Raw genomic sequence first — 14,014 nt, 5'->3', positions numbered from 1 at the left:
AATTTTAGTTTAAAGCATCACAACTTAGTGATACCAAGGATTGCGGTCTATTTTGGTACTTTCAACCTTTAGTCACTATCTATTGTTGGTGGATTAAGTTCAAAGAACAGCGTTCTATTACATTTTTTTACAGTAATAGAATAATGGAAAAATTGAAGTAAAGTTATCTTTTTTGGTAGCGCTTTTTTTACGTTGATGTATTATTAAAGTATAAGGTAAGAATGTAGTAAAAATGATAACAAAGGGAGTGCAAGTCAAATGTTTGAAATTGGCTCAACTTGGCATAAATGGGATTTACATGTGCATACTAGCATGTCTTATGATTCACAGTATAAAGCAGAAGATTCGAATGAAAAGTTTGTTGAAGCATGGCATGATAATGATATTAGCGTAGTAGCTATTACGGATCATGAATGTATAGATCCAGTTTGTATTAATAATATTCGTGAAATTATTTATTCAAAAGGATATGAAATTACAGTATTTCCAGGTGTTGAATTTAAGACAGATACTGCTAGTCCAAATGTGCATGTAATTGGAATTTTTTCAGAAAAAACTGATTTAACTAACTTAGCGGAAGATTTTCGAACTTTTGCAAGGTTACATGACATTACACCAGACGCTGATAGTAATTATGCAAGTTTAAATGATATTCAGAAATTCGTTTGCGATCAACATCATGGTTTAATATCAGTACATGATGGTCGGAAAAGTAACGGACTTGGTCAAGCGCATGGCCTCAATGGTTCTAAAAACGATCCTAATAAAGAATTAAAGAGAGTGCTTCGCCATGATTTTCGAAAGTCTGTTGATTTTTTAGATACAAATACTGAAAGCTCAGCTGAGAATTTAATTGAACATACTTGTGTTGGTGATCTTAAGGGGTTGCCTGTAACAGTTAATAGTGATGTTCATAGCCCGATGATGTACGATGATGCACAATCCGTAACATGGATAAAGGCAGAGTTAACATTTGATGGCCTTAAGGAAGCATTCTCACAACCGCGAGGCCGCATTTCGTTTGGAGTACAGCCACCATCGCTTAGCAGCCAGAGTTTACGAAAACATCAAACTATTTCTCAAATTGAAATACAAAGTGATGCAGAACAAGCAGAATGGTATGGAAAATCATTAAAAATCAAATTGAACCCAGGTCTTGTTACAATTATAGGTAATAAGGGTGCTGGAAAAAGTGCTCTTTCAGATGTCATTGGTCTTGATGGTAGTTCGAGAAATATGGATGATGCATCATTTTTATCCAAAAAACGTTTTAATAATTCTGCAAAATATGGGTCCAAATTTAGTTCAAGGCTGATTTGGGCTGATGGCGATGAAGGCAATTGGATTAAACTTGATGCTTCTTCTAATCCTAATAATGCTCGTGTCGATTATCTTCCACAAAGCTTTATTGAAAAAATTGCTTCTGCTGTTGACGATTCAGAGCTGAATAACGAAATTGACAAAATAATATTCGGAGCTTTGCCTGTGAATAAGCGAATGCAACAGAAATCTTGGCAATCTCTTGTAGACAAGTTAGACAGTACTTCTGATAGTCAGATAAGCGATTTGAGAACATCATTGACTAATTTAAATAAGGAAATTTTAGAACTTGAAAACAAATTTAAACCGGATTATATAGAACAAAAGATGGCAAAATTAACCGATATAGAATCTCAGATTAAGAGTCTTAGAAATAATCCTCCTAAAGAGGTGAATGTGGTAGCTGATAATACTAAGGAACAAAATGAATGGAAAGATTTAAATAAACTAGTAGGTGAAGAAAGAAAGAAAATTACGCAGTTAGAAAGTGATCAAGCTTATCTTGAAAAGTTTCTATTGGAACTAAATGAGCTGAAAGAAGAACGGAAAAAAACTGAAAAGATTATTCATAGTTTTAATACAAGCGTAGATGAATTTACGGAAACCTATAGATCTTCGTTACCTGATGCTCTAGATGTAGAATCCTTAGGCAAGATATTTATCATACCAGAGGATCATTTAAATAGTAAGGATCCAGTTATTTTGGCTCAAACAAAAAATACTGATGAAAAATTTGTGGAGTTAAAAGCTGAGATAGAATCTGTAAAAGATACAATTGAGAAAAAGAAAAAAAGAATGACTTCTCTAAAAAGTAAAATGACTAAACAAGATAAAGAGCAAGCTAAATATATCGAAGATTTAGCTGAATGGGAGAAAAAACTGAAAACACTTGAAGATGGTAATGGGGAGGATAGTGAAGTATCAAAGCAAACATTGACTGCTGCAATAAGTGAATTTAATAACGATTTTCCCAAAGCTTTAAGTCAAAAGTACAAAGATCGGAATGTAATAACTGAAAAAATTATAGCTTTGCTTAAAATAAAGGGAACAAAGTTGGATGAATTGTATCAGGATGCTAAAAATGATATTGCTACATTAAATAATGTAGACCAACAACAGGACGATGCTAATGAAGCGGGTGTTGAATTTATTAGTGGTATTGAGGCAACTACGGATTATTATCAACAGATAGTAGCACAAGTGGATAGCAGAAAAGCTGGAAAACTGAGAGGGAGCGTCGGAGCGCATACATTTTTGACAGGAAAGATGGATAGTACTATTCTAGATGATCCTGCATCAGTTATTTTATTTATAGAGGATGTGGTTTATCAAACATCTGGTCAGTCTATAATTGATGAAAAGCCCAATTTTGAAGCACTAGATGGTGTGTTCTTTGATAAGCAAAGAATTTATGATTATTTATATGGCCTTGAATTCTTAGATGTTAGATTAAGACTTACGTATAACAACCGTTCATTGCAAGAATTATCTGCAGGTGAAAAGGGATTGGTTCTTTTAATATTTTATTTAGGACTTTCACAAAAAAATTCACCACTTGTTATTGATCAACCGGAAGATAACTTAGATAATCAATCAATATTTAAGCACCTTGTACCATATTTACGGTATGCAAAAAACAAACGCCAAATTATCGTTGTCACTCATAATCCGAATATTGCGATTGCTGCTGATGCTGAGCAAGTTATTGTTGCAAATATGGATAAGTCGAGTAATACCTTTAATTTTGTATCAGGTGCTCTTGAGAATAAAGAAATCAATCAGAAAGTTATTGATGTGCTTGAAGGTACAAAACCTGCCTTTGAGTTGCGTGACAGAAAATATTCTTTGTTTAGCTAAGTAATTTGAAAACGTTTGTTGCTGATAATTAATTTGATAAGTTAATATGGTAAACTAACGACTTTCAGAATTTAACTATCCTGAAAGCCGTTTTTTATATGATTTGTTATAGATCTTTAATGATGGTCGAGAAAAATAGGTTGGATAATGATAATCATAAAGTGTTTTATTTATAGTTATGATTATCCAATTTTAGAATGGGACGTTAGGTGTTAATGTGGTCAATGTCGGTGCAGATTTGATTAACTACCGGCCAATTAGCTTTGAGCAAGTGATTGATTTGGTGAATGAACGCGAAATGACGTGGTGAAACTGCCGATTTCAACCGGTATGACTGGCGTTTTACAACTTTTATCGGTATGATGAAGGATAGCGAAGAAATCGGTCAGACTTGTTCTGAACGTTAAAGGAGCAATTAATTATGGCAAACATTCAATGGTATCCTGGGCATATGGCCAAGGCCATTCATCAAATTGAAGATAAATTACATTTAGTCGACATCGTGTTCGAACTTGTCGACGCGCGGATTCCAGAAGCGTCCCGGAACCCGGATATTGAAAAAGTAATTCAACAAAAACCACATTTACTAATCATGACGAAAAAGGATCTCGCTGATCCACAGTTGACCGCTAACTGGGTGGCACACTACGAAGCTCAAGGTCAAACAGCGATTGCGATTGATTCGCGTAACCGCATGACTGGCAAACAAATTACCCAAGCCGCCACAACGATGCTGGCGGATAAATTGGCTAAAATTGAAGCTCGTGGGATCACCAATCGACCAATCCGGGCCGTTTGTGTCGGCATTCCAAATGTTGGTAAGTCAACGTTGTTAAACCATATTGTGAATAAAAAGATTGCCAAGGTCGGCGATCGTCCTGGGGTCACCAAAGGTCAGCAGTGGCTTAAAGCATCCAATAAATTGGAATTATTAGATACACCAGGGATCTTGTGGCCGAAGTTTGAAGATCAAGTGGTTGGGACTAAATTGGCCGTCACCGGTGCGATCAAAGAAAATATCTATCCTAACGATGATGTGGCTTTATTTGCCTTGGACTTTTTCAAACAACATTATGGGCAACGGTTGATGGATCGTTATCATTTAACTGAAGATCAATTGACGTTGGCGGGTCCAGAATTGTTACTAGTAATGACTAAAAATATGGGCATGCGCGAGGACTGGGAACGTTTCTGTGTCGCATTTTTACTCGATATTCGTAAAGGACGCTTAGGTCGCTTTACGCTCGATTGGACGGGAGCGGTTACGGATGCCTGAACGAACAATTGCTGATTTTAAAGCATTACTAGCAGCGAAACCGACGACTGACGATTTGGCGGCGGCCCAAGCCGATCCACGAAAAGGGGTTCAACAAGCTTACAAACAATATCTAAAACGCGCGGAAAAACAAGCCGCACTAGTGGCTCGGTTTAACCAGCACATGCACCTAGAACGCGCTTTTTGGAGTCGTGGCGGTCAATATGTAGCCGGTGTCGATGAAGTTGGTCGTGGCCCATTAGCAGGCCCGGTCGTGACGGCCGCAGTCGTCTTAGATAATTCCTTTGATTTGTTAGAAGTGAACGATTCGAAGCAAGTGACGGCGAAAAAACGCTTAGCTTTAATGCCGAAAATTTTAGAAGAGGCGGTCGCAGTTAGCATTGGTGTCGCCGATGCACAAACGATTGATCAGTTGAACATCTATGAAGCAACGCGAGTAGCGATGAAACAAGCTGTTGAGGGGCTATCCGTTAATCCAACTTTGTTATTAGTTGATGCGATGCAGATTCCAGTGCCCATTGAGCAGACCCGTTTGATTAAAGGTGATGCCAAAAGCGCCAGCATCTCTGCGGCAAGTATTGTCGCAAAAGTTGTTCGGGATCACTTGATGGAAATGTATGATCAAGTTTATCCGGGTTATGACTTTGCGGACAATATGGGCTACGGCACCGCTAAACATTTGGCTGGGCTCAAAGAACTTGGCGTGACACCGATCCATCGACATTCTTTTTCACCAGTACGCGATGCCGAATAAGATTTTTTACGGAGTTAGTCATTGAAGAGGTGACTAACGATGCAATTAAGAAGCTTATTAATTCGACTCGCATTGGCGCAAGGGATTGGTTACGCGGGCATGACCAAGGTTTTACGCGCCTGTTTAAAACGCCATACGGTTGTGACCACCGTGACCGAACTGTTGGCGCTAGCACAATTACCAAGTCCGGCCGCGGCTAAATTTGCGGCTGACTGGGACAGTCCACGGTTTCAACAAGCCGTGCAACAACATCAAAAACTCGATATTTTAACGATCCTAGATGCGGATTACCCGCTAAATTTAATGGAAAGTTATCATCCGCCGCTGGTCTTGTTTTTACAAGGTGAGCGGCAATTGTTGCAGACCCCACAATTGGCCGTTGTGGGTGCCCGTCAGATGACTCCGTATGGGCGACGGGCGCTTAACAAACTGTTACCGCCATTGGCTGAACGCAATTTAACGATTACCAGTGGTTTAGCGGCTGGAACCGACGGCTATGCGCATCAGTTAGCACTGCAATTAGGCTTAGCGCCAATTGGGGTGATTGGCACGGGTTTGGATGTGAGCTATCCACGCGAAAATCAAGGGTTGCAGCAGCAAGTTAGGCAGTTTGGTTTATTAATTAGTGAGTATCCCTTAGGCTCACGCCCGGCGCGACACCATTTTCCAGAGAGAAATCGAATCATTGCGGGACTGTGCCAAACGTTGATCGTGATTGAGGCGCGTGAGCACTCCGGTAGCTTGATTACGGCTAACTTAGCGTTACAAAACAACCGAAATGTGGTCGCGGTACCTGGACCAATTGATGCCCCGCTATCGGTTGGGTGCAATCAATTGATCGTTGCGGGGGCCAAACCGGTCCTAAATTTCGAACATATAATAGAAGAGTTTTTACCGATTATTTGACAAGCGTTTACTTTTGAAATATGATTACAGGGATTTGCAAAAGCAAGTACCAGTATATTCAACATTAAACGTATAAGGAGCTGATCAAGTGGCTGCTAAATCAACACCCGCCAAAGCGGCGACCAAGAAGTCTACCGGTACCACCAAAAAGCGAGCGACTAAGAAAACGACAACGAAGCGTCGTAGTAGCGTTGCCGGTAAAAAGTTAGTGATCGTGGAATCACCTTCTAAAGCAAAAACCATTGAAAAATATTTAGGCCGTTCTTATAAGGTTGTGGCCAGTCTCGGTCATATTCGAGATTTACCAAAAAGTAAGATGGGGGTCGATGTCGATAATGACTACGAACCTCACTATATCTCTATTCGTGGTAAAGGCGATGTCATCAAAGGCTTACGTAAAGAAGCCAAGAAGGCAAAAGCCGTTTATCTCGCATCTGATCCGGACCGTGAAGGTGAAGCCATCGCTTGGCATTTATCCTATTTGCTCGGCCTAGATCCTAAAGATAAAAATCGCGTGGTCTTTAACGAAATCACGAAAGATACCGTTAAGAACGCGTTTAAAGAACCCCGTTCCATTGATATGGACTTAGTTGATGCGCAACAAGCACGCCGGATCTTGGACCGGTTAGTTGGGTATTCAATCAGTCCATTACTCTGGAAAAAGGTTAAAAAGGGCTTATCCGCTGGTCGGGTACAGTCGATTGCGTTGGATCTCATTATCAAGCGTGAAAATGAAATCAAAGCCTTTGTGCCACAAGAATATTGGACGATCGAAAGTGAATTCAAAAAGGGCCGTTCGAAATTTATGGCTAGCTTCTATGGGACCAAAGGTAAGAAACAAGCTTTGGATAACAATGAAGCCGTTCAAAAGATTCTGGGTCAACTAGACAAGAATGGCGACTTTAACATCACCAAAGTTGTTAAAAAGGAACGGAAACGGTTCCCAGCGCCGCCATTTACCACCTCAACCATGCAACAAGATGCGAACCGGAAGTTAAACTACCGGACGCGTAAAACGATGATGGCCGCGCAACAATTGTATGAAGGGATCAATGTGGGTAAAGACGGTAACGTGGGGTTAATTACCTATATGCGGACTGACTCAACCCGGATTTCTTCAATTGCCAAACATGAAGCGTCACAATTCTTGCATAAAGAATATGGTGCAGAATATGCGGCCACTAAGCCGGTTAAGGGTAAATTGCCAGAAGGGGCTCAAGATGCCCATGAAGCGATCCGACCATCGTCCGTTTTCCGGACCCCCGCTAGTATCAAGGATTATTTGACCAAAGACCAATTCCGCTTGTACCAATTAATTTGGTCACGGTTTGTGGCTAGTCAAATGACCCCAGAAGTCTTGGATACCATGGCAGTCACGATTGATCAAAATGATGTTCAATTCCGGGCAAATGGATCTAAGACGAAGTTCGCTGGGTTTACGAAGATTTATGATAAGACTGAAAAGAATAATGTCTTACCTGATCTTAGTGAAGGCGATGTCGTTAAATTAAGCAAAAACGATCCACAACAACATTTCACACAGCCACCAGCACGCTATTCTGAAGCCAACTTAATCAAGGCCTTGGAAGAAAATGGTGTTGGACGACCATCAACGTATGCGCCAACGTTGGATACGATTCAACGGCGGTATTACGTGAAGATCGAAGCCCGGCGGTTTGTGCCAACTGAACTTGGTGAAATCGTCAACGACATCATCCAGGAATATTTCCCGGATGTCGTGAACGTTGGGTTTACTGCGAAGTTGGAAGAACAATTAGATGCGACCGAAGAAGGTCAAGAAGACTGGGTCAAAGTCGTCGACAGCTTCTACAAGCCGTTCTCTAAAGAAGTGGAAACCGCTGAAGCTGGAATGGAAAAGATTCAGATTAAAGATGAATTGGCCGGCTTCAACTGTGATATTTGTGGTGCCCCGATGGTCATTAAAATGGGTCGCTACGGGAAGTTCTATGCTTGTTCACGGTTCCCAGATTGTCGGAACACCAAGCCAATTGTTAAAGAAATTGGTGTGGTTTGTCCACAATGTAAAAAGGGTCAAGTTATCGAACGGAAATCAAAGAAGAACCGTGTCTTTTACGGTTGTTCACGATTCCCAGAATGTGACTTTGTTTCTTGGGATCAACCAATCGGTCGTGACTGTCCTAAAGATGGTCATTACTTGGTTGAAAAGAAGGTCAAGGGCGGTAAACAAGTCCTTTGTCCTAACGGTGATTACAAAGAAAACGTTCAAAAATAAGCATGTCGATAAATCCGTCTCGGGTAGTAACCTGGTGGCGGATTTTTTGCCAATTTAAACGCAACTTTAATTGTCGCAAGGACAGATTTCCGGTATCATAAGGCTAGTACTATCAACGGTACCATTAAATGAAAAGAGGCAATGTGGATATGGCATCAATACCAACCGTCAATGTGATCGGGGCTGGCTTAGCCGGTTCTGAAGCTGCATGGCAAATTGCAAATATGGGCGTCAACGTGCGCATTTATGAAATGCGACCAACCAAGATGACGCCAGCACACCATACTGAAAAATTTGCGGAACTTGTTTGTACGAACTCTTTGCGCGCCAATCAATTGAGCAACGCTGCTGGCTTATTAAAGGCTGAAATGCGTCAATTAGATTCAGTCGTGATGACAGCCGCTGAAAATCATGCTGTGCCAGCCGGTGGCGCTTTAGCCGTCGACCGGGATACGTTTTCACAAGAAATTACTGATAAAATCACTTCATTACCAAATGTCGAAGTGATTAACCAAGAAATCACAACATTACCTGAAGGGATCACCGTCGTGGCGACCGGTCCTTTAACAGCGGCGTCTCTTGCAAAGTCGATTCAAGCATTTAATGACGAAGATGACTTACACTTCTTTGACGCGGCTGCGCCAATTTTGACCAAAGATTCGATCGACATGGACAAAGTTTACTTGAAGTCACGTTATGATCGTGGCGAAGCGGCTTACTTGAATTGTCCGATGACCGAAGAAGAATTTGATCGGTTCTACGATGCTTTGATTCATGCCGAAATGGCCGAAGCCCATGATTTTGAAAACTCCGAAGTTTTTGAAGGCTGTATGCCCATTGAAGTGATGGCCCAACGTGGTCGTCAAACGATGTTATTTGGGCCACTCAAGCCGGTCGGGTTGGAAGATCCAAAGACAGGTCGCCAACCGTTCGCGGTGGTTCAATTACGCCAAGATGACGCTTCTGGTGAGCTATTCAACATCGTTGGGTTCCAAACCCATTTAAAATGGGGTGAACAAAAGCGGGTCTTTAGCTTAATCCCTGGATTAGAAAACGTTGAATTTGTTCGTTATGGGGTCATGCACCGCAATACGTTCATGAAGTCACCAAAATTATTACAACCCACTTATCAAACCCAACAACGCGATGACTTATTCTTTGCCGGTCAAATGACTGGGGTGGAAGGTTATATTGAAAGTGCCGCCAGTGGGATTGTTGCAGGGACCAATGCGGCCCGGTTAGCATTAGGCTTAGACCCGGTTGTCTTCCCTAAACACACCATGGTTGGTGCAATGGCGCATTATATTACGCACACGAATGCCAACAACTTCCAACCAATGAATGCTAACTTTGGGATCGTGCCGAAATTAAAGCAACGCATTCGTGATAAACGTGAACGCAATACTGCTTTATCTGAACGCGCATTAGCTGAATTAGCTGATTTTAAGGCTGAAACGTTAACTTTGACTAAAGTTGACCAATAAACCGATCTCTTGATTGTATTTTCCTCCAGACTTTGCTAAAGTAAGCATCGGATGGAGGTTTTTTAATGGAGGCAGCTTATTTAGACTTATTTTTAAAGTATATTCGGGTGGAACGGCAGTATTCCGAAGAAACGGCAGCGGCTTATCGTGAAGATATTCAAGCTTTTACCGATTTTTTAACGGAAAACGGTGGGTCGAAAGCCTATGCAGCCGTTGACCATTTGGATGTGAACGTTTACTTAAGTTCGCTGTATGACCGCCATTTAACTCGAAATTCAATTGCACGAAAAGTTTCTAGTCTAAGGTCGTTTTATAACTTTTTGGTTAAAAATGACCTTGCAAAATTGAATCCATTTGTGTATGTCCAACTGAAGAAGCACGCGGCACGATTACCACGGTTCTTTTATCAAAAAGAACTTGATGTTTTGTTCAAGCAAGTCTACGCTGACGAAACGATTATGGGACCGCGGAATGCTGCGTTACTTGAAGTCTTGTATGGCACTGGAATTCGACTCAGTGAATGTGTCGATCTCCAAATCCAGGATATTGATTTTGAGCTGAAAATGATGCTGATTCGTGGGAAGGGTGACAAGGAACGCTACGTGCCGTTCGGACGTTACGCGGCGCAAGCGTTGAAGACCTATTTTGATGCTTGCCGAACCCCGGTAATGGCAACTTACCATCAGACGCATCAAAACGTGTTTATTAATCGACATGGTGGTGCGATTACCGGCGGTGGGATCGAGTACGTCTTAAATCAAATGGTGAAGAAAAGCAGCTTGACTGCCAAGGTTCATCCCCATATGTTACGACACACGTTTGCCACTCAGATGCTGAATAATGGAGCCGATTTACGGACGGTCCAAGAGTTATTAGGCCACACGAGTCTGTCAACGACGCAAATCTATGCGCACGTGACTAAAGAGCATTTGCAACAAGATTATCGTAACTTTTTCCCCCGCGCGACGCGGGATTAATTCAAAGGAGTGCAAGTTAATGCCAGTAAAATTTGAAGCAACAACAATTTGTGCCGTTCGTCAAAATGGCCATAATGCGATGGCCGGCGACGGTCAAGTAACGATGGGCGAAAAAGTGGTCATGAAAGGCACTGCTCATAAAGTTCGTCGAATTTATAATAATGAGGTTGTCGTTGGGTTTGCCGGTAGTGTGGCAGATGCGTTCAACCTCGAAGATCGATTTGAAAAGAAACTCAACGAATATTCCGGTAATTTACAACGGGCTGCAGTTGAGCTCGCCCAAGAATGGCGTAGTGATCAAGCCTTACAAAAGCTTGAAGCGTTACTAATCGTCATGAATAAAGATGAAATGTTATTGGTTTCTGGGAGTGGTGAAGTCATTGCCCCAGACAATGATGTGTTAGCGATTGGTTCTGGTGGTAACTTTGCCTTAGCCGCTGCTCGGGCGATGCAAGATCACACGGACAATATGAGCGCGCAAGAAATTGCGGAAGCGGCGATTAATATTGCCGGTGACATCGATATCTTCACCAACCATAACGTTATTTCAGAAGCCTTATAAAAAGGAGTCGTTGAGTATGGAAACCATTGATAAAACCCCTAAGCAAATTGTTGCTGAACTTGATAATTATGTCATTGGGCAAGGCGCCGCAAAAAAAGCGGTTGCCATTGCCTTACGTAATCGCTATCGGCGGATGGAATTGTCCGAAGATATGCAAGCGGAAATTACCCCTAAAAACATGTTAATGATTGGACCAACCGGGGTCGGGAAAACCGAAATTGCCCGGCGGTTGGCTAAAATTGTTCAAGCACCATTTGTCAAAGTAGAAGCAACGAAGTTTACCGAAGTTGGTTACGTTGGCCGCGATGTTGAATCGATGGTCCGGGACTTAGTTGATGTTGCGATTCAAATGGAAAAAGAACAAGCTTATTCTGGCGTGCGTGCCAAGGCGGTTCGAGCTGCGGACAAACGGTTGGTTAAGTTACTTGTCCCAATTCAAAAACAACAAAATAAACGTAATAATAACGGTAATGACTTCCAAAACATGATGAACATGTTGAGTCAGATGCAAAATGGCCAAATGCCTAATGGAACTGATGATAGTCAAGAAGAAGTGACCGATGAAGTGCGTAATCAACGGTTATCCGTGGCGGATCAGTTGAAAACCGGTCAATTAGAAAATACCGAAGTCACGATCGAAATGGATGATCCGCAACAAAATGCGGCTGGCAACAATAACATGCTCGGTCAAATGGGGATTGATTTAGGCGATACGTTGGGTCAAATCATGCCTAAGAAGCGGATCAAACGGTCGATGCCAGTGAGTGAAGCTCGGGAAATTCTAGTTAAAGAAGAGTCTGAAAAACTAGTCAATAGTGCCGATATTTATCATGACGCGATTGTGCGGGCTGAAAATACCGGGATTATCTTTATCGATGAAATCGATAAGATTACCGCTGGTGGTCAACAAAGTTCCGGTGAAGTTTCTCGCGAAGGGGTTCAACGTGATATTTTACCAATCGTTGAAGGTTCACAAATTTCAACCAAATATGGGCCAATCAATACGGATCATATCCTATTTGTCGCTTCCGGTGCTTTTGCGGAAAGCAAACCAAGTGATTTGATTGCTGAATTGCAAGGTCGTTTCCCAATTCGGGTGGAATTAGATGACTTATCTAAAGAAGACTTTGTCAAGATTCTAACCGAACCTAAGAATGCCTTGATCAAGCAATACATCGCATTAATCGGGACGGATAATATCAAAGTGACGTTTACGATTGAAGCAATCGAAGCCATTGCCGAAATTGCGTATAAAGTTAATCATGAAACCCAAAATATCGGGGCCCGGCGTTTGCACACCGTTTTAGAGAAATTACTTGAAGAATTACTCTATGAAGGTCCAGATATGGAAATGGGTGAAGTGACAATTACTGAAAACTACGTCAACGAACGGATCGGTAATATCGCTAAAGATAAAGATTTAAGTCGTTATATCCTCTAAACTAACAAGGGAGTTCGGGTCAATGACAGTTGAATTGAAAAATGATTACCTCACCGTGCAGATTAATGAAGCCGGTGCTGAATTAAGTAGTGTCAAGAGTAACGAAGGCTTGGAATACATGTGGCAAGCCAATCCTAAATATTGGGGTCGCCATGCGCCCGTATTATTCCCATTTGTTGGTCGTCTTAAAGATGATCAATTTACGGTAGCTGGTCAAAGCTATCCAATGGGGCAACACGGTTTTGCGCGGGACCATGACTTCCGCGTGGTTAAACAAACCGCAACTTCAGCAACGCTTGAATTGACGGATAGTGCAGAAACGCGGAAAGTTTATCCATTTGCCTTCCGGTTACGGTTGATCTACACGTTGACTGATCATGAATTAACGATTGGTTATGATGTGCATAATCCTGCTAACCAAGACTTGTTATTCTCAATCGGTGGTCATCCAGCGTTTAACGTGCCATTGGATGCGCCAGAAGGTGATTTGGCCAACTATCAAGTCACGGTTGCGCCTAAGAAGGTCTATCAACATATTCCATTACAAGCGCCATATAATGATATTGATAATAGCACGGACTTAGATTTGACCAAACCATTGCCATTGACCCGCGACTTGTTCAAAGATGACGCGGTTATCTTGAATTTAGACCATGAAGAAACCACGTTATTGTTGAGCTCTGATTTAAATGATCATGGGGTTGCCATGACCATTGAAGATGCGCCATACGTGGGCATGTGGTCACCATATCCTAAAGATGCGCCATTTGTTTGTTTGGAACCATGGTGGGGGATTGCGGACAACGTCAATCATGATGGTCAATTGAGCCATAAGATGGGTATTAACAAATTAGCGCCTAACCAAACGTTTGATGCAAAATATGCAGTGAAGTTCTTCTAAAAATTGATTATTTTGATCAAAGTGCCGACTGATTCTCTGGAATTGGTCGGCTTTTTTGTGATTTAAATTAATTGAGGGGTGAGTGTGGAGAATTTAACGTGGGAGCTTTATACTGAGATTATGGATTTGGTGCTTAAGTGCAAAGTGATGTAAAACCGGGATTTTGGAAAAATGAAACGCTGTTGTGGCGGCGTTTGTTTAGTGTATTCCCCACGCACGTAGGGATGATCCTACTGAGCCAGTGACTCCGCCAGTTTATCGAAAGTATTCCCTACGCATTGT

10 protein-coding genes are annotated in these 14,014 nt (G+C 41.7%); all 10 read left to right on the top strand.

The features are described from left to right. Positions 1 to 258 precede the first annotated feature (258 nt). Complete coding sequence (locus FFM84_RS03525; RefSeq protein WP_130843374.1) at positions 259 to 3,177, top strand: TrlF family AAA-like ATPase; 2,919 nt, start codon at positions 259 to 261, stop codon at positions 3,175 to 3,177. Between the two features lie 421 nt (positions 3,178 to 3,598). After that, on the top strand, positions 3,599 to 4,453 hold the full coding sequence (ylqF, locus tag FFM84_RS03520) for a ribosome biogenesis GTPase YlqF (protein ID WP_130843375.1): 855 nt from the start codon (positions 3,599 to 3,601) through the stop codon (positions 4,451 to 4,453). Beyond that, positions 4,446 to 5,207, top strand: a complete 762-nt coding sequence (gene rnhB / locus FFM84_RS03515; protein WP_130843376.1) for a ribonuclease HII — start codon at positions 4,446 to 4,448, stop codon at positions 5,205 to 5,207. Before ylqF ends, rnhB begins: the two co-directional genes overlap by 8 nt. Before the next feature lie 39 nt (positions 5,208 to 5,246). Then, positions 5,247 to 6,113 carry a DNA-processing protein DprA gene (gene dprA, locus FFM84_RS03510; RefSeq protein WP_130843377.1) on the top strand — a complete coding sequence of 289 codons (867 nt, stop codon included), beginning with the start codon at positions 5,247 to 5,249 and terminating at the stop codon, positions 6,111 to 6,113. A gap of 88 nt (positions 6,114 to 6,201) precedes the next feature. Continuing rightward, on the top strand, positions 6,202 to 8,367 hold the full coding sequence (gene topA, locus FFM84_RS03505; protein WP_130843378.1) for a type I DNA topoisomerase: 2,166 nt from the start codon (positions 6,202 to 6,204) through the stop codon (positions 8,365 to 8,367). 149 nt (positions 8,368 to 8,516) lie between these two features. Next, positions 8,517 to 9,851, top strand: a complete 1,335-nt coding sequence (gene trmFO, locus FFM84_RS03500) for an FADH(2)-oxidizing methylenetetrahydrofolate--tRNA-(uracil(54)-C(5))-methyltransferase TrmFO (protein WP_130843379.1) — start codon at positions 8,517 to 8,519, stop codon at positions 9,849 to 9,851. Between the two features lie 65 nt (positions 9,852 to 9,916). Next, on the top strand, positions 9,917 to 10,828 hold the full coding sequence (gene xerC, locus FFM84_RS03495) for a tyrosine recombinase XerC (RefSeq protein ID WP_130843380.1): 912 nt from the start codon (positions 9,917 to 9,919) through the stop codon (positions 10,826 to 10,828). A gap of 19 nt (positions 10,829 to 10,847) precedes the next feature. After that, positions 10,848 to 11,390: an ATP-dependent protease subunit HslV gene (hslV, locus tag FFM84_RS03490; RefSeq protein ID WP_130843381.1), complete on the top strand. Its 543-nt coding sequence runs from the start codon at positions 10,848 to 10,850 to the stop codon at positions 11,388 to 11,390. A 16-nt stretch (positions 11,391 to 11,406) separates the two neighbouring features. Beyond that, positions 11,407 to 12,831 (top strand): ATP-dependent protease ATPase subunit HslU, encoded by a 1,425-nt coding sequence (gene hslU / locus FFM84_RS03485; protein ID WP_130843382.1) that lies wholly within the window; start codon positions 11,407 to 11,409, stop codon positions 12,829 to 12,831. Between the two features lie 22 nt (positions 12,832 to 12,853). Continuing rightward, positions 12,854 to 13,732 (top strand): aldose 1-epimerase family protein, encoded by an 879-nt coding sequence (locus FFM84_RS03480; protein WP_130843383.1) that lies wholly within the window; start codon positions 12,854 to 12,856, stop codon positions 13,730 to 13,732. Positions 13,733 to 14,014: the final 282 nt, after the last annotated feature.

Origin of the sequence: Lactiplantibacillus mudanjiangensis (assembly GCF_005405385.1) — a bacterium.
Classification (GTDB): Bacteria; Bacillota; Bacilli; order Lactobacillales; family Lactobacillaceae; genus Lactiplantibacillus; species Lactiplantibacillus mudanjiangensis.
The sequence above is the reverse complement of the archived record's forward strand: the minus strand, read 5'-3'. Positions and strand labels throughout refer to the sequence as shown.

Coding starts and splice junctions, on each gene's coding strand:
- ylqF (WP_130843375.1), top strand. CDS start 3,599: ATGGCAAACATTCAATGGTATCCTGGGCATATGGCCAAGGCCATTCAT.
- rnhB (WP_130843376.1), top strand. CDS start 4,446: ATGCCTGAACGAACAATTGCTGATTTTAAAGCATTACTAGCAGCGAAA.
- trmFO (WP_130843379.1), top strand. CDS start 8,517: ATGGCATCAATACCAACCGTCAATGTGATCGGGGCTGGCTTAGCCGGT.
- dprA (WP_130843377.1), top strand. CDS start 5,247: ATGCAATTAAGAAGCTTATTAATTCGACTCGCATTGGCGCAAGGGATT.
- FFM84_RS03525 (WP_130843374.1), top strand. CDS start 259: ATGTTTGAAATTGGCTCAACTTGGCATAAATGGGATTTACATGTGCAT.
- FFM84_RS03480 (WP_130843383.1), top strand. CDS start 12,854: ATGACAGTTGAATTGAAAAATGATTACCTCACCGTGCAGATTAATGAA.
- hslU (WP_130843382.1), top strand. CDS start 11,407: ATGGAAACCATTGATAAAACCCCTAAGCAAATTGTTGCTGAACTTGAT.
- hslV (WP_130843381.1), top strand. CDS start 10,848: ATGCCAGTAAAATTTGAAGCAACAACAATTTGTGCCGTTCGTCAAAAT.
- xerC (WP_130843380.1), top strand. CDS start 9,917: ATGGAGGCAGCTTATTTAGACTTATTTTTAAAGTATATTCGGGTGGAA.